General features: G+C 61.1%; 15 protein-coding genes. 8 read left to right on the top strand and 7 right to left on the bottom strand.

Annotation, left to right across the window (positions count from 1 at the left end; translation table 11 throughout):
- Positions 1–74: 74 nt before the first annotated feature.
- A complete protein-coding gene (locus tag BGI01S_RS12860) occupies positions 75–467 on the top strand; it encodes a carboxymuconolactone decarboxylase family protein (protein WP_042325836.1) in 393 nt (130 codons plus the stop codon).
- A gap of 91 nt (positions 468–558) precedes the next feature.
- Here the strand turns inward: BGI01S_RS12860 and BGI01S_RS29545 are convergent, their stop codons facing one another.
- From BGI01S_RS29545 to BGI01S_RS12845, 4 genes are all read right to left on the bottom strand, one after another.
- The gene (locus BGI01S_RS29545) at positions 559–831 is read right to left on the bottom strand and encodes a hypothetical protein (protein ID WP_084585349.1); all 273 of its coding nucleotides are present in this window, start codon (positions 829–831) and stop codon (positions 559–561) included.
- Between the two features lie 264 nt (positions 832–1,095).
- Positions 1,096–1,788 (bottom strand): HAD family hydrolase, encoded by a 693-nt coding sequence (locus BGI01S_RS12855; protein WP_042325834.1) that lies wholly within the window; start codon positions 1,786–1,788, stop codon positions 1,096–1,098.
- 104 nt (positions 1,789–1,892) lie between these two features.
- Complete coding sequence (locus BGI01S_RS12850) at positions 1,893–3,335, bottom strand: cytochrome-c peroxidase (RefSeq protein ID WP_042326027.1); 1,443 nt, start codon at positions 3,333–3,335, stop codon at positions 1,893–1,895.
- Between the two features lie 188 nt (positions 3,336–3,523).
- Positions 3,524–5,332 (bottom strand): phospholipase C, encoded by a 1,809-nt coding sequence (locus BGI01S_RS12845; protein WP_042326025.1) that lies wholly within the window; start codon positions 5,330–5,332, stop codon positions 3,524–3,526.
- Positions 5,333–5,762: 430 nt separating this feature from the next.
- On the opposite strand from BGI01S_RS12845, the gene BGI01S_RS12840 reads away from it, so the two are divergent.
- A complete protein-coding gene (locus tag BGI01S_RS12840) occupies positions 5,763–6,728 on the top strand; it encodes a ribose-phosphate pyrophosphokinase (protein WP_042325832.1) in 966 nt (321 codons plus the stop codon).
- Positions 6,729–6,989: 261 nt separating this feature from the next.
- Here BGI01S_RS12840 and BGI01S_RS30550 read toward each other — a convergent pair whose 3' ends face one another.
- Positions 6,990–7,217: a hypothetical protein gene (locus BGI01S_RS30550; protein WP_167335646.1), complete on the bottom strand. Its 228-nt coding sequence runs from the start codon at positions 7,215–7,217 to the stop codon at positions 6,990–6,992.
- A 21-nt stretch (positions 7,218–7,238) separates the two neighbouring features.
- On the opposite strand from BGI01S_RS30550, the gene BGI01S_RS12835 reads away from it, so the two are divergent.
- The 6 genes from BGI01S_RS12835 (at position 7,239) to BGI01S_RS29540 (ending at position 14,793) form a co-directional block, all read left to right on the top strand.
- Positions 7,239–8,822: an HAD-IIIC family phosphatase gene (locus BGI01S_RS12835; protein WP_167335645.1), complete on the top strand. Its 1,584-nt coding sequence runs from the start codon at positions 7,239–7,241 to the stop codon at positions 8,820–8,822.
- Entirely contained in the window at positions 8,819–9,076 is a 258-nt protein-coding gene (locus tag BGI01S_RS12830) for an acyl carrier protein (RefSeq protein ID WP_042325830.1), read from the top strand. Before BGI01S_RS12835 ends, BGI01S_RS12830 begins: the two co-directional genes overlap by 4 nt.
- Positions 9,077–9,117: 41 nt before the next feature.
- Positions 9,118–10,671: an MBOAT family O-acyltransferase gene (locus BGI01S_RS12825; protein ID WP_042325828.1), complete on the top strand. Its 1,554-nt coding sequence runs from the start codon at positions 9,118–9,120 to the stop codon at positions 10,669–10,671.
- 19 nt (positions 10,672–10,690) lie between these two features.
- On the top strand, positions 10,691–11,707 hold the full coding sequence (locus BGI01S_RS28975) for a hypothetical protein (protein WP_052400462.1): 1,017 nt from the start codon (positions 10,691–10,693) through the stop codon (positions 11,705–11,707).
- A gap of 140 nt (positions 11,708–11,847) precedes the next feature.
- Positions 11,848–13,212: a glycosyltransferase family 87 protein gene (locus BGI01S_RS12815; RefSeq protein WP_042325826.1), complete on the top strand. Its 1,365-nt coding sequence runs from the start codon at positions 11,848–11,850 to the stop codon at positions 13,210–13,212.
- 30 nt (positions 13,213–13,242) lie between these two features.
- Positions 13,243–14,793 (top strand): SDR family NAD(P)-dependent oxidoreductase, encoded by a 1,551-nt coding sequence (locus tag BGI01S_RS29540; protein WP_084585347.1) that lies wholly within the window; start codon positions 13,243–13,245, stop codon positions 14,791–14,793.
- Positions 14,794–14,915: 122 nt separating this feature from the next.
- Here the strand turns inward: BGI01S_RS29540 and BGI01S_RS12805 are convergent, their stop codons facing one another.
- On the bottom strand, positions 14,916–15,458 hold the full coding sequence (locus BGI01S_RS12805) for a flavin reductase (RefSeq protein ID WP_042325825.1): 543 nt from the start codon (positions 15,456–15,458) through the stop codon (positions 14,916–14,918).
- 81 nt (positions 15,459–15,539) lie between these two features.
- A complete protein-coding gene (locus BGI01S_RS12800; protein ID WP_042325823.1) occupies positions 15,540–16,934 on the bottom strand; it encodes an LLM class flavin-dependent oxidoreductase in 1,395 nt (464 codons plus the stop codon).
- Between the last annotated feature and the right edge of the window lie 120 nt (positions 16,935–17,054).

Raw genomic sequence — 17,054 nt, 5'->3', positions numbered from 1 at the left:
AATGGGGGCGATCAACCGGTCGCGCGCATGATTCGCCAATTGCCACTAGCACCGCTAGCTCGAATGGAGGCCCCATGACCCAGTCCAATCCCGTCGACTACCCCACCGCCCCACCCGAAGTCCAATCCATCTACGACGACATCAAACAAACCCGCCAGGTCGACGACGTCAACAATTTTTGGAAGTACATCGCGCAGCACCCACCGACTCTGGCTCGCACATGGGACAGCCTGAAAGAGGTGATGCAACCCGGCGCGCTCGATCCTTTAATCAAGGAACTCCTCTACGTCGCGGTAAGCGTGACGAACAACTGCGGGTACTGCGTCGCGAGCCACACGGCGGCGGCGCGCAAAGCCGGCATGACCGACGAAATGTTCGGCGAATTGATGGCAGTAGTTGGCATGGCTAACGAAACCAACCGACTCGCGATCGGCTACCGCGTACCGATCGACCCGGCATTCGAATAGTGCAATAGCACGCTACATCGCGGAAAAAAACGAGGCAGGCACCGAACCGCCCGGCGCCTGCTTGTCCACAACGACTTGCGGCGCACCGCGCTTACAGCGGCACCACATGTCCCGGATACGGGTTGCAGTGCGGAGCAGGCGGTTCGCAGCCGAGACGGATGGGCGGGCAGCCTCCCCAGACAGGCGGACGGACCACCACGGGCGGCTTGTAGCCGCCGTGGCAGCCGATGGGTGGTTCGTATCCGCCGTGGCATCCAACGGGCGGTTCGTACGGCTGACACGAATGGCCGCCGCGCACAGATTGCGAAGCAGCTTCGCCGAGTTCGTCGAAACGGGGCAGGTCTTTGAGAGTCAAGGTGGTCATGATGGATCTCCGACAAGGGTGGTTTGAGAGTGAGCCCGGTTTGCCGCGCTCACGCCTTGTCGTGCACACACCATGCCATGTGTTGTCGGTCGCACGTGAGCTTGAGCCTGCGCGCGTGCAGCGCGCCTGCAAACCACACCGACCCGCGACGACCCGCGCGAGAAGTGATCGTCACAGCCCAACTTGCGATGCACCAGTGTCGTCGCACCACCCACTTCTCATACTAACGAACGCTCACCCAAGGCGAGCCGGGATCGATGCGCATCAACGCGTGCGTTGAGTCCAATCGGCCAGCAGTCGCGGCAACTCCGCCATGTCTCGAAACACCTGCACCGCGCCCGCGCCACGCAACGCGGTCGCGCTGCTATGTCCGAGTTCCGCCGGGCAATAACCGAACACCGTAGCGCCGGCCGCCACGCCCGCAGTCGCACCCGTCACCGTATCTTCCACCACCGCGCAACGCTTCGGGTCCACGCCCAATGCTTCGGCCGCGGCCAGGTACACGTCGGGAAACGGCTTGCTGCGCGGCATTTCGTGGCCGCTGAAGATGCGTCCGTCGAAGCAGTCGAGGATGCCGGCCTTGGCCAGTTGCAATTCCACCTTGATGCGGTCCGCGCCGGACGCGACCGCAATGCGTCCATTCAAGGTCGCGTGAAGCGCACGCACCGCGGACGCCGCGCCGGGAATCGCCTGCAACTCGCGATCGAGTGCAACATTGCGGCGCTCGCGAAACCGCATGAGCCAGGCGGTGTCGATCGCGAAACCGGTGCGCGCTTCGATCAGCGCAGCTTCGTCCTTGACGGCTTTGCCGACGAAGATACGCATCGTCTCTTCGATGCTCAATTGCCAACCCAGCTCGCCGAGCATCTCGGTGAGCACGCGGTTGGTGATGGGTTCGGAATCGACGAGCACGCCGTCGCAATCGAAGAGTACGGCGTCGAAGGGGAAGTCGGCCATCGGGTAGGTCAGGATAAGGGTCGCGGACCGGCAAGGATACCTCACCGGCTCGCGCGCCGCAGCGTAGAGGCGATGAGAACAGCCCCCACGCGAAGCTCGAAACCTCAATCCTTATACCCGTCGCTCAGCGTCTTCATGAACGCGATGATGTCCTGGATATCCTGATCGGTCATCGCGGGTTTGTCGCCGAACTTGCGGTCGAACGGCGCGTCGGCTTCATCCACGTTCGCGTGATATTGCGGCGGCAGATCGTTGTACTTCTGCACCTTGCCCGACGCATCTTTCGGATAGATCTTCCCGGGCGACGTATTGCGCAGGTTGTAGAAGTCCATCACCTGCTTGAGGTCGTGATAGACGCCGTTATGGAAGAACACCTTGCGTTCGGCCACATTGCGCAGCGTCGGCGTGAGGAACATCCCACAGTACTGCGTCTGCTGCGCGAGGTCGTCGCGGAATGGGCCACACACGCCCATATCGAAGTACTTCGCATCCTTGTTGGCCGGAATCGCCGGATTGCGCGGCACGCCGAGCGCTTCATACTGCGTGTCGGTGAAGACCGGCGGCAGGCCGTCGCGGCTCGGCTGGCTCAAGTGGCAGCCCGCGCAATTGGCCTTGTCCTTGTCGTTGAACAGTTGCAGACCGTGCAGCTCGGCATGCGTCAAACGCGCTTTGCCTTCGAGCCAGTAGTCGTATTTGCTGGTGAACGCATGGAACGACTGGTCCTCGATCTGATAGCGGCCCACCGCGAACATCGCCTCCGAAATCAGCAGGCTCGGATTGCTCACGATCGAAGGGCCGAAGATTTGCTTGAACTGCTCGACGTACTTCGTCTGCAGCAGTTTGTGCGCGACGTCTTCTTCGCTCGCGTTGGCCATTTCGACCGGATTGGTCAGCGGACCGAGCGCCTGGATCTGCAGCGTATCGGCGCGGCCGTCCCAGAACAGGCCGCCTTGCGGCACCATCGCCGGCGCGGCGGGCGAGGCGAGAGCGGTCTTTTGCGCGCGCTGCATGCCGGCGGCCTGGCTCGCAAGCTGGGTCATGTCGACGGGCACGTCAGTGTCGCCCTGATCGGGGCCGATGCTGAACGGCGCCTGGCGATACAGATACGCGAGCGACGGCGGCGGCCGGTAGCCCGCCTGGGACAGATGTTCGCCGCCGAGTTGAATCGGGAACGCGTTGTCCGGCGCATACGAATGCTGCGGCGAGTGGCACGACGCACACGACTGCTTGCCGGAAGCGGACAGCGAAGGGTCGAAGAAAATCTGTTTGCCGAGTACGGCGACCGCGCTTAGCGGCGCGTTTTGCGGGCGCATCAATGCGACGGGATGAGGATTCGCGCCGGTGATCTCCTCGACGATCTCGCCGACGGCGGGCGGCATCCGCTCCGGATGCACGAGCGCATACGCGCTGGCCGCGCCGAGCGCGAGCACGAGGCCGGCCGCGCTCCACGCGAGCAGCCTGAGCCGCGCGCGGCGGGTGATGACAGGACCCGGTTCGCCGCCGGCGGGCAGGGTCGGCCGCATGACGGCGTCTGACGGATGGTTCATGGCGTTGACAGATATTTCGATCGGATGCGTAAACACGAAAATCGAGCCGGCGCGTCGGCACTGGCTCGATCCCAACTACAGGTGCTTCACGGCGTGCATCGCGCGTTCTTCATTGCGCGATGCACGCCGACAACTCGTGCGTCGCGCGAGAGCAAACTGAAGAAAAACGCGCTCGCCACGTTTGCCGCTTAGTTAGCCGGCGCTGCCGACAGCTTGATGCCGAGGTTCTGATCCAGATACAGCGTCGGCGCGTCGCCCTTACCCGCGAAGTCGAACATGTTCATGATGCTGCCGGCGCTCGCGTCGAACGAACCGTTGCCGAGGCGTTGACCGCCGAGCCAGTTGTCCTCGATGAACTTCACGACGGACGCCTGGGTGATCGGCGTGTCGTCGACGAAGTTGACCTTCGCCCACGGCGACACCACGATGAACGGCGTGCGCGTACCCGGACCGCAACGGCCGTTCACCGCACCACCGTTCACGCCTTGCGGCTGCACTGCACCCGCTGCCGTGCACTGGCCAGGACCGCTGAGGTTGTCGCTGCCCGCCACCGTCTTGCCGCCGGCCGATTGCGCCGTGGTGGAATCGAACGACGAACTCGTCGGTGCCTTGTAGCGATGGTCGTACCAGCCGTCCGAATCGTCGTAGGCGATGATCACGGCGGTGTTCTTCCAGTCAGGCTGTTGCTGGAGGAAGTTGATCACCTTCGTGACGAAAGCCTGTTCGTCGATCGGGTCCGAGTTGCCCGGGTGGCCGTCGCTGACTGCTGGCGCTTTCAGGAAGCTCACCGACGGGAAGTTGCCGGCCTTCACGGCGGTGAAGAAATCGTCGGTGTCGTACTGGTGATGCACCGGCGTCGCGCTGTTGTCGAGCGGATCGGTCGCGCCGATTGCCGCCACCGACGACGGACGCGTATGCGCGAAGTTCGCCGTGCTCGGGTAGTACTGGAACCACGCGTGATGCTGCACGTAGTCGGCCTTGGTCGCGTTCAGCACCTGCGAGAAGGTCGAGCGTGCGCAGCCGGTCGTGCCATTTGCGTTGACGGTCTGCAGATTGAAGCCGCCCATGAAGCCGCCCCACGTGAGGCCCTTCGCGTTGAGCAGGTCGCCGATGTTCTTGTTGTTCGACGACATCAGGCCCGTTACCGTGCTGCCTGCCGCGATCGTGCAGACGTCGCCGGTCGGGTCGAGGTCGCCGACCATCGTGAAGCCGCCAGCCGAGTCGGGGATCGCGTTGACCGAACTGCCGCCCGTCACGACCACGCCGTTGTTCTGACCGGACACCACTTCGAGCGCGCCCGGCGTCGATGGACCGAATGTGTCCGTGTACGCGTTCTGGTTCATCGCGAAGTTCTGCGCGTAGTTCCACATCGCCGTGACCGTGTTGCCGTCGAAGTAGCCGAGCACCTGGCCCTTCGTCGCGAACGCGCCGGTGCTGCCGGCGATGGTCGAGCCCGCTGCCGTGAACAACGGGAACGAGTCCATCGCGCCGTTGTTGTACGCGAGCTGTTCGGCGGCGTACGCGTGATTCTGGCTCGACGTGTTCGCCTGCGAGCGGTCCAGACGGAACGGCAACAGATCGGCGGCGGGCAGGCCGAGGCCCGGAATCGCCACGAGACCGACCGTGCGGCCGGCCGTATTCGGCGATGTGGCCAGCGCGTTCGGGTTCGCCGTGATCAGGTTGTTGCTGCTCAGGTTGTTGACTGCCGGTGTGCCTGCGGCCGCGGTGAATTGCGGTTCGCCGACCGGGTTCGACGCCTGCGGGTAGGTCGCGAAGTAGTGATCGAACGAGACGTTCTCGCCGAAGATCACCACGACGTGCTTGATCGGCGTGGCGGTTGCGACGGCGTCCTGCGCCGACACGGCCGGCGTGGATGCGCCGGTCGGTGCCGACGCGCCCGTCGCCGGGGCCGCCGGCGAGCTATCGTGATTGCTGCCGCATGCGGCGAGCGTCAGCAGCGCGGCAAACGGAATGGGTAAGAGGGTTCTACGGAACATTTGACTGGCTCCAGATTCGACTTCGCCGTGCAGCGTTTCCATCGACAAGCGTGTGGAGATTCGCTGGGGGATATTGTTAGAAATACAGCTAATGGTCGTACCGCTTAAAACTGCGCGCATTGGACCATTCGATGATTAAGATTTCGGGGCGCGAACATTACGTTGGCTCTCGATCGCCATTCAGTTGCATAACCGTTGCTGTCGTTCGGCTGACATCCGGCTGATTCGAGAGGGATTTGCGGTGGGATACGGCGCGACTGCACAAGCGTTTTATCTCTTCCGTTTTGTAGAAATACGCTGGTGTGTTTGATCCATAACGGTGATCGACGGGATTCCGGGTTCAGATGGTGATCACCAGGGGCAAAGCCGATCGTCCCTGACCGGGGCGACCCGGCCGCTTTCGTTCGGCCCAACCTGGCATAGGTGCACCATGAACAATGACGGTCTGATGGTTTTTACTGGCAACGCGAACCCCGCGCTCGCGCAGGAAGTCGTCAAATTCCTCGAAATCCCGCTTGGAAAAGCGATGGTCAGTCGCTTTTCCGACGGCGAGATTCAGGTCGAGATTCAGGAGAACGTGCGCGGCAAAGACGTCTTCGTCCTTCAGTCCATTTGCCCGCCGACGAACGACAATCTGATGGAATTGATGATCATGGTCGATGCGCTCAAGCGCGCATCCGCCGGCCGGATCACGGCAGCCATCCCGTACTTCGGCTATGCCCGCCAGGACCGCCGGCCACGTTCGGCGCGCGTTGCGATCTCGGCGAAGGTCGTGGCGAACATGCTGGAAATCGCCGGCGTCGAGCGGATCATCACGATGGATCTGCACGCGGACCAGATCCAGGGCTTCTTCGACATCCCCGTCGACAACATCTATGCAACGCCCGTGCTGCTCGGCGATCTGCGCAAGCAGAACTACGAGAACCTGCTGATCGTGTCGCCCGACGTGGGCGGCGTGGTGCGTGCGCGCGCGCTGGCGAAGCAGCTGAATACAGATCTCGCGATCATCGACAAGCGTCGCCCGAAGGCGAACGTCGCTGAAGTGATGAACATCATCGGTGAAGTCGAAGGCCGTACCTGCGTGATCATGGACGATATGGTCGACACTGCCGGCACGCTTTGCAAGGCAGCCGAAGTGTTGAAACGGTGCGGTGCGAAGCAGGTTTTTGCCTACGCGACTCATCCGGTCCTTTCGGGCGGCGCAGCCGACCGTATCGCGGCGTCGGAACTCGACGAACTTGTCATCACCGACACGATCCCGCTCTCGCCCGAATCGATCGCCTGCAAAAAGATCCGGCCGCTCTCGAGTGCGAGCCTGCTCGCCGAAACCTTCCTGCGGATCCGGCGTGGCGACTCCGTGATGTCGCTATTTGCCGACAGTTATTCCCATTCCTGAACGGCAAAAAAAGACAATCAAGGACCGGCGGGGCGCTTTCGAACTGGTTGAAAACGGTTTCGGTCCGGCTTTAGCTCACCTCTGTGTGCCAACGAACGTTGCTGGGCGCGGACTCGCGATACCGTGCTTCGTAGGCTTCGGGTCCTGTGTGCGACCCACTAGCGCGTCCGATATACATGAACCGTGGAGCCACATCGTATGCATTGGTTACCGGAATCATCTGACTTTTCCGTTCAGCTGGCCTCCCTCAACGCCGCCCCTTCACACGACACGCGCTGGCACGACTTCGTAAGGCTGGCGAACCATCGACTCGATTTTGTTCAAACGAATCGTCTTGACCGCGCGTATCAGAAGGCATTCCCGGAAGTTGCGCGGGAAGCCACCGGCGAGCCGGTCCGGCTGGCGGTGTTCAGCGGCTCGACTACCGATCATCTGTTGGCTGCGCTGCGAATTGGATGCCTGCGCCGCGGCATGTGGTGCGAAGTCCATGCGGGCGATTATGGTCAATACATGCAGGAGCTCAACGAACTCGAGTCGGCGTTTCATGCGTTCGGCGCGAATGTGGTTCTGTTTTCGTTCGACGCACGCACGCTGCTCGGACAGCCCGACTCCGGGATGGACGCGGCCGCCGCCGACGCTCTGGTCGAGCATACGATCGACATGCTGCGCGGGCTTTGGCGCCGGGCGGCGCACTCGAGCGGCGTGCACGTGATCCAGCAGGCCGTTCTGCCGATCGCGCTGCCGCTGATCGGCAACAACGAGCATCGGCTGCCGGGATCATTGCGCACGCTCATCGATCGGGTCAACCAGCGCATGCGTGCCGCTGCGGACGAGGACGGGGTCGACATTCTCGCGCTCGATGCGCGAGTGGCGGAAGATGGTCTTACCGCATGGCACGACCCGATGCTGTGGCATCGCGCGAAGCAGGAGATCTCGCCGGCCGCCGGGCCTTTCTATGGCGAACTCGTTGCACGGCTAATCGCCGCGCGGCGCGGCCGTTCGTACAAATGCCTGGTACTCGACCTCGACAATACGCTGTGGGGCGGCGTTATCGGCGATGACGGCCTCGCCGGCATTGTCATCGGGCAGGGCAGCGCGCTCGGTGAAGCGCATGCGTCATTCCAGCGCTACGCAAAGGACCTGTCACGGCGCGGGATCATCCTGGCCGTCTGTTCGAAGAACGACGAACACAACGCGTGGGAGCCTTTCGACCAGCATCCTGAGATGGTGTTGAAGCGCGCCGACATAGCCTGTCTCGTCGCCAATTGGGAAGACAAGGCGTCGAACCTGCGCCGTATCGCGCAAGCGCTGAACATCGGCCTCGACGCGCTGGTGTTTGCGGATGACAACCCATTCGAACGTAATATTGTGCGGCGCGAGCTGCCGATGGTCGCCGTGCCCGAACTGCCTGCCGACCCGGCGCTCTATGACCGCTGCATCGCGGATGCCGGCTATTTCGAATCCATCGGGGTCACGTCGGAGGACCGCGAGCGTACCGCGCAATATCAGGGCAACCTGCAGCGTGAGGCGTTGCGCTCCGCGGCCACCGATCTGGCCGGGTATCTTGCGTCGTTGGAGATGCGGCTCGAATGGCAGCCGTTCGATCTCATCGGCCTGCAGCGCATCACTCAATTGATCAACAAGACCAATCAATTCAATCTGACCACGCGACGCTACACCGACGCGGAAGTGACCGCCGCGATGCAGGAAAAAGGCGTAGTCACCCTGCAGTTGCGATTGACGGATCGATACGGCGACAACGGGATCATCGGCATCGTCATCGCGCGGCCGCGTGAACCCGGCAGCGGTGAGTTGTTCATCGATACCTGGCTGATGAGTTGCAGGGTGCTTGGCCGCCAGGTCGAGCAGGCGACAATGAATCTGCTGGTCGCGCGCGCGAGGGACGCGGGCGCGCGGACACTGATCGGGGAGTACCGGGCCACCGCGAAAAACGGCATGGTGCGGGAGCATTACCAGAAACTCGGCTTCACGCGAATCGCCGAGCATGAAGACGAAAGGACGATGTGGCGATGCGTCACCGCCGAATTCACGCCTTTCCAGACACACATCGAACCCGTAAGGACTGGATCATGACGGACACCGTTAGCACCGACGACATCCTCGGCAAATTGACCGAGATATTCCGCGAGATCTTCGACGACGACGATCTGGTCCTGACAATGGACAGTACCGCCGACGACATCGACAAATGGGATTCGTTGAATCACATCAGCATCATCATCGCGTGCGAAATGCGTTTTAAGGTGAAGTTTCAGACGGCTGAAATCGAAGGTCTGAAAGATGTCGGCGAACTGGTCGATCTGATCCGCAGCAAGCAGTCGCAATAAACATTCTAACGACGACGCGAAAATTTCTGTGACGGGCCGACATGCTATTCAACTCGTACATCTTCCTGTTTGCGTTTCTGCCGATCAGCGTCGTCGGCTACTATGCGCTTGCCCGCGTCGCGGTGCGCGCGGCGGCAGCCTGGATTGCCGTCACGTCGATTGTTTTCTATGCATGGTGGAATGTCAGTTTCGTGTTCCTGCTGCTCGGCTCGATCGCGTTCAACTTCGGCTGCGGGCTCGTGCTACAACGGCTCGCGAACCGGCCTCGCGTGCAGCTCGCGGCGCTGACGGGCGGCATCGCGGCCAACCTCGGACTGCTGTTCTTCTACAAGTATTTGTTCCCACTGCTGGACTGGCTGGCGCAGATCGGCATCGCGCCGCATCTGTCCACGACCAGTGTGATCCTCCCGCTCGGCATTTCGTTCTTCACGTTCACGCAGATCGGCTATCTGGTCGATTGCAAGTCCGGCATTGCCAAAGGCAAGAACCTGCTTGAATACGTGATGTTCGTCACGTTCTTTCCGCATCTGATCGCCGGACCAATTCTGCACCACCGCGAAATGATGCCGCAGTTCGAAAACCGCGAGACCTACCGGCTGAACCAGGAGAACCTCGCGGTCGGCATCAGCATCTTCACGATCGGTCTGGCGAAGAAGTTGATCCTTGCCGACGGACTATCGGAGACGGTCCAGTTCGCGTTCGGATTCCGCGACGCATTGCCGGCTCAGGCCGCATGGTGCGGCGTGCTGGCTTATTCGATGCAGCTCTATTTCGACTTTTCGGGCTATTCGGACATGGCTGTCGGGCTCGCGCGGATGTTCGGAATCCGCTTCCCCGCCAATTTCAACTCGCCGTACAAGGCGACGTGCATCATCGATTTCTGGCAGCGCTGGCACATGACGTTGACCCGCTACCTGAACCTGTACCTCTATAACCCGATCGCGCTCCTGATCATGCGGCGGCGCGCGGCGCGCGGCGCACTGGTCTCCCGCAAGGCGACGGCGACACCCGCCGGCTTTGCGACGATGGTCGCGCTGCCGCTCTTCTTCACGATGACGCTCGCCGGCATCTGGCATGGTGCGGGACTCCAGTTCCTGGTATTCGGGCTGCTGCACTCGGCCTACCTGACGATCAATCACGCATGGCGGATTTTTGGACCCAAGACTCCGGCTGAGCCGCAACCGTGGTTGCGCAGGGCAAGCGTCGTCGCGGCGCAATGGCTTATTACGTATCTTGCCGTGCTGCTCGCGCAGATCATGTTCCGCTCGGCATCGGTGCCCGATGCGATGCACCTGATCACGGGCATGTTGGGATTGCATCATCCGACGGCCGCACCGACCTACGAGCTCGAGTCACTGCTCGCCTTCAAGAACTGGGTGAAGATCGGAATCGCATTCGCTATTGCACTGCTGTTGCCCAACTCGAACGAGATCATGGCGCGCTATTCGCCAGTGCTCGACAAGGTCCGCACCAGCCTGCCGGCGGCGCTGCAGTGGCGCCCGCAAGCGGGGTGGGGCGTCGCGATCGGTGTGCTTGCGGCGGCGGCGGTGCTGCATATGGCCGGTGCGACCGAGTTCCTGTATTTCCAATTCTGAATGCAAGGGATCGTGACCCGTGAAAACGTCGGAGTTTGGCAGTTTCTTCCGCGCAATCGGCCTCGTGTTCGTGCTGCTGATCGGCGCGTCATGGGTGTGGGCCGCGCGAGGACCCATGTGGTTTCTCGATCCGGAATACCCGATGTGGGTGGCGAAGAACGAGATGATCGGCGAATGCCGCAAGAACGCGACTGTGATCATCGGCGACTCGCGTGCCGTCGCCGGCCTGATACCGGCGCGTCTCGACCCATCGACCGTCAATCTCGCGCTCGGCGGCGCCACGCCCGTCGAGACCTACTATGTCGCGCAGCGCATTCTGAAGTGCCCGGACCTGCCGCGCAAAGTCATCCTGTCGATCTCGCCTTATCACTTCGCTACGGCCGATTCGTACTGGACCCGTGCCGCGCTGTTCAGCTTCCTGAGCTTCAGCGAAATGGAGGAAGTCCGCAGGCTGTCGGAATCGCTTCATGACCGATCGCTGTACTCGGTGTCGCAGACGGGATCGATCGAGGACCGCTTGACCAATTTCCTGTATGCGTCGCATTTTCCCGCGTTCTATACGGGCAGCATGAAGGCGGGGATGGTGTACCGGCGCAAGCACACCAATGACGAATGGCTCGACGAGGTGAAGCGCCAGCGTGGCTACCACAGCTTCGGCACCGACGACGGTTCGACCGCACTGAGCTTCGAAGTCACCGCAATGTCGGGCTTTCACAGCAGACCCATTTTTGACGCGTACTTCGATCGCTTGCTGACACTGTTTGCGGACAAAGGAGTCGAGGTGGATTTCGTCCCGATGCCGATGAGCGACCTGAGCTACAACGGACTGCCAGCAGGGTTCCGGCAAGACTACACCGCCTATATCGATGGCTTCAGGCTACGGCATCCGAATTTCCATGTAACGGGCGACCTGATTCCCGTGCTGCCATGGAAGTACTTCGGCGACCGTAATCACCTGAACCGGGCCGGCGCGGAAGTATGGACGGGCACGGTCGCGCGAACACTCGGCATCAACGATCAGATCGCGACCGAGTAGTCCGTCACGGGGGCAATGTGCAGCGGCGCGTGCCATGCAATGAATGAACGTGACGCCACCGATTTCTTCGGAAAGCGCGCTGGGAGAAACGGCGGGAATCGGCGCTTCGACGGTCCAACACATAGATGAGTGAGGGCTCCATGAATCAGACGGGTTCGTTGCGACGAACAGTGTGGGCTGCACTGATCTTTGTCGTCGTCAGCACGGTCGTGTTGAGCGTGCTTCAATCGCGTCTCGGCTTTCAGAATACGTTGACCACGATGCGCCAGATGCCGGTCATCAGCGACGGCCACGATTGGTATGGCAAAGATTCCTGGCAATTCATGATGAAAGCTTATTTGCAGGTTCATCAGCATCCGGGCCAGGATCTTTACGATGCGGTGTTCTTTACGCAGCACGAAAAATTCCAGTATCCGCCGACGTCGCTGCTGTTCTTCGAGCTGTTCGACAAGTTGCATATGCTCGACTACTGGCATCTCAACCTGTTCAACCACCTGATCGTTCTGCTCACCGCGCTTGGTATGGCTCGCCTGTCCGTCGTGATGGCCAGCGAGCTCGGTCTCGAATCACTGACCGCCGACACTCGCTCACGCGTTGCATTGATGGCGCTCGGCTTCGTGTCCACGTGGTTCTTCTATCCGGTGATCTGGACACTGTACCTGGGTCAGATTCAGGCCTGGATAACCTGCGCGACGATCTTCGCGTGTATTGCCTATGCCAGCGGCCGGCGTGGGTGGGCTGGCGTGCTGATGGGCATTTGCGCATTGATCAAGCCGCAGTTCGGGCTGTTCCTCATATGGGGCCTGTTCCGGCGCGACATGCGTTTCGTGACGGCATGGCTCGGCGTCGTCGTGCCGGCCACACTGCTTGCGATCTCGACGTACGGCTTCGAGCAGTTCGTTGGGTACCGGCACGCGCTTGACTACATGGGCTCCCGAGGAGAAGCGTACTTCGGCAACACGTCGATCAACGGCGTCATGCATCGACTTTTTCAGAATGGCAATGACCAGATCTTCTTCGAGGATCACTTCGCCGACTATCGGCCGATGGTCTATCAGGTAACGGTGGCCTCCGCACTGGTATTGATCGCAATCGGGCTGTGGTGGAGCTTTCGCACCAGGAAAGACCCTCCGCTGCCGTCGTTCCTGATCGCCCAGTTGTGCTTCACGGCAGCGTCGCCGATCGTCTGGGTGCATCACTACGGCGCACTGCTGCCGTTGTTCATGCTGACGTTCCTCACGATTCTCCGGAACACCGCAAAATTGGGCGGTCAGGTGATCTCGAAGCCGCTGATCGTCCTGGCACTCACGTATCTGGTCGTCGCGAACGACAATCGCATCCTCAATCTCGCGCAAGGGCCCTTCAACCCGATCCAGGTCTGCTTCCTGGTGGCCGCGGGAGTCGCCGCATGGCTGCTGATTCGCGAAACGACACGCGCGGAGCCGGCAACCGGCACCGAGCCGCGAACGCGGAGCCGACGCTGGTTTGGCATGTCACGCGGTTGACCCGGGCGAGCGCTTTGCGTCACGCAGCGGATGGCAGGCGACATCGCCGTGCCTGTTTGCGGGACTGCCTTGTCTGACGGAACGCTGTGCTACCGATGCGCGGGAAATACGCGGGTCGAGGATTTGACGATTATGGGGAGTTCCAGCATGCCTGCATCGCGACGTTTCAGGATCGAAGACCAGAATTGTTTTGCCCTCCTGTCGGGCGACAGCAATCCTGTGCATATAGATGCATTAAAAGCCCGCCGTTCGCAATTCGGTCGTCCCATTGTGCATGGAATGCATCTGTTGCTATGGGCGATCGAAGAAGGGTTGGCAAACACACCCCAAACAGCCCTGGCCAAAGTGTCAGGCGTATTCCGGAACCCCGTCCGGGTCGATGAAGAAGTGTTCTTCCGTTTAGTGCAGGACCACGACCAGTATAAAAAAATTGTTCTTGAATGCAACGGCGCAGAATGCGCAACCGTTCATTTCGAGCTTTCTGCAAATGAAATGGACATGGCTTTTATAGACCAATCACCCGGCGTACAGGATTGTCACGAGCGAAGCGAACCCTCGCTAGAGAATGCCCAGGGGAGCATTCCGCTTGAAATGGACACTTCGGATGTGCGCGAGCTATTCCCTGTTCTTGCACAGAAAGTCCCCTTGGGACAGATCTCCCTTATTCTGGCAACCACTCGGTTGGTAGGAATGGAATGTCCGGGATTGCATTCGATTTACTCCGGGCTAACAGTCAATTTTTCGCCGTCGTCCTGCACAGAAGGGAGCCCAGGAAGATTGGACTGGAAGGTCGTCAATTACGATGACCGCTTCCGACGTTTGTCTATCGACATCGTGGCGGATGGTGCAACTGGCGTTATTCAGGCGATGTTGCGTCCCAGTCCGAGCAAGCAAAAAACTTGTGCGGAACTCAAGACGCTGATTCCGAACGCTGAAATGTTCGCTGGACAGCGCGCGCTTGTAATAGGTGGGTCGCGTGGACTGGGCGAATTGTGCGCGAAGATCCTGGCGGTGGGCGGAGCTGACGTGCGTGTCACGTATCATCGCGGCAAGGAAGATGCGGAAGCGGTCGTTGCGGATATCAACAACGGCGGAGGACAGGCGCTCAGCCTCGCTTACGATATGTTCGATCCGCCAGACGATCTTCAGAATTGTCTTGGCGATGGATGGGCGCCCACCCACGTTTACTATTTTGCAACTCCGCCGATTTTCGTCGCAGCTCGCGGCAAATTTTCATCTGACTTGTTCGCGCGTTTTTCGCGGTACTACGTCGAAGGGTTTTATACGTGCTGGCAATCCATACGCCGGATCACGACAGAAAAATTCACCATGTTTTATCCTTCTTCGGTCGCTGTCGAAACGGCATATCAGAACATGGGCGAATATGCCGCCGCCAAAGCAGCCGGGGAAAATCTCTGCAATTATCTTTGCGCGTGCGACAAGAAGCTGACGGTTAAAGTTGTACGTCTGCCTCGTCTGCCATCCGATCAGACGCTTAGCGTCGTCGAAGTCGCAACACCTGATCCGGTGGAAACCCTTTTGGGTGCGCTAGGCGAATTCAGGAGCGAGCAGGTCGCGTAACTCGTGATGGTGAAAAAGACGAGATCGCTTGACCAGGGCCATCAATTTCCGGCAGTCGTATCATCAACCGTGCCGGGCACTGGTGCGATCAGTCGCGTCTACACGGCTTGATCACCGTTGCCTTAACGCGCCGGCACAGCCGCCACCACATCGGCTTCGATCCGATGCGCGGCATGCACCGACCGCTCGCCAACCCGGTGATACCGCCGCCCGAAATAAATCAGCGCATCCCCGGCGCCATGCGTGCGCGCCGCTTTCACCGCGCAGAAGAACACCGTATGTGTGCCGACCTCGGTTACTGATTCGATCTCGCAGTCGAGCGACGCAAGCGCGCCGCACAGCACGGGCGCACCGGTCGCGAGACTTTCCCATTGCGCGGCGGCGAAGCGTTCCGCGATCGGCAGCGAGCTGGTCGCGAAGTGCGCCGCGAGCGTCTGTTGTTCCGCGTTCAGCACGTTGACACAAAGCTTGCCGTTAGCGCGAAAAGCGGCGTTGTTGCGGCTGCTGCGATTGATGCAGACGAGCAGGGTAGGCGGCTCGTCCGTCACGCCGCAGACCGCCGACGCGGTGCAGCCCGCAAGTCCCTCGGCGCCATCGCTCGTGATGATGTTGACGGCCGTGCCGAGTCCGGCCATGGCGTCGCGGAAGGTATTCCTGTCAAGCATGAGGGCCTCTCGCTGGAAGATCGGTGTGTCATGAATGCGCGGGCATTCAAGACACCGGGTAAAAGGCGTGCTTCGGCGAAATCAGTTCGCTACGTCGCCCGTGGACGCCGCTGCGCAAGCCGGCGAGCGATACCGTGCCGCCGAGTGAGTCGAAGGCAGCCGAGCATGACCGAAGAGCTTCTCGCGCAACGTGCCGTCGCGATACGCGCGTTTGTACGCGCCGCGTTCCTGCAGGATCGGCACCACCAGTTCGATGAAATCGCCGAAGCACTCCGGCGCGACCGTGCGCGACAGATTGAAACCATCCACGCCGGTTTCCTCGGTCCACGCGATCAGTTCGCTCGCGATCCGTTCGGCCGATCCGACGAGCGGTGCCTGCCGGCTGCCGAGCACCATCTGTTCGAGCAGCTTGCGTTTGGTCCATTGCGGACCGGCCGCGCGCGTCATTGCTTCGACGTTCGACACGATCGCCTGGCTCTTGCCGGTGTCGATCGGCTCGTCGAGATCGTAGCGCGCGAAGTCGATGCCGAGCGACGCCGCCGCATGCACGAGCGCCGCCTCCGAACTCGCGTAGCGCCGATACTCCTCGTACTTCTCCTGCGCATCGCGCTCGGTGCGGCCCGTGATGACGGTCTGCCCGAGCAGCACCTTGATGGCGTCCGCTTGCCGGCCGCCCGCGACGGCATGCGCGCGAATGTCATCGACGATCGCTTTCACCGCTGGCTTCGCCTGGCCATTGACGAACACGCACTCCGCGTGCGCCGCGGCGAAGCGCTTGCCGCGCGCCGACGAACCGGCCTGATAGAGCACCGGCGTGCGCTGCGGCGACGGCTCGCTCAGATGCATCGCATCCACACGATACTGCTTGCCGTGATGATGGATCACATGGACCTTCGCCGCGTCCGCATAGACGCCGCGTGCTTTGTCACGCAGCACCGCGTCGTCTTCCCAACTGCATTCCCACAGTTTGTAGACCAGTTCCATGTATTCGTCGGCGAGGTCGTAGCGGTCGTCGTGCGCCATCTGTCCGGCGAGGCCGATCGCGCGCGACGCGCTGTCCAGATAGCCGGTGACGATGTTCCAGCCGACCCGGCCGCGCGTCAGATGATCGAGCGTCGACATGCGCCGAGCGAACAGATACGGCTGCTCGACCGACAGATTCGCCGTGACGCCGAACGACAGATGACGCGTGACCGCGGCCATCGCCGGAATCAGCAGCGTCGGGTCGTTGACCGGCACCTGCACGGCGCCGCGAATCGCCGCGTCCGGCGTGCCGCCGTAGACGTCGTAGACGCCCACCACGTCGGCGAAAAAGATGCCGTCGAAGAGGCCCGCTTCCAGCGTGCGCGCGTACTCGGTCCAGTACTGAAGATCGGTATAGCGGCTGGACTGATCGCGCGGATGCGTCCACATGCCTTGCTGGATGTGGCCTACGCAGTTCATGTCAAATGCGTTGAGAACGATTTCCTTCGGCATGGTGTCTTCCGGCTGAGGTGGACGAATGCTTACGCCTGGTGCTGCTGTTTGTTTAATATAGTGGACGAAAAACTACTATGCAAGACATTGCTTTTGCCTTTTAATGGCCGGCAGCGCGTG

The sequence above is a fragment of the Paraburkholderia ginsengisoli NBRC 100965 genome (assembly GCF_000739735.1).
GTDB lineage: Bacteria > Pseudomonadota > Gammaproteobacteria > Burkholderiales > Burkholderiaceae > Paraburkholderia > Paraburkholderia ginsengisoli.
This window is presented reverse-complemented; position numbering and strand designations above follow the sequence as displayed.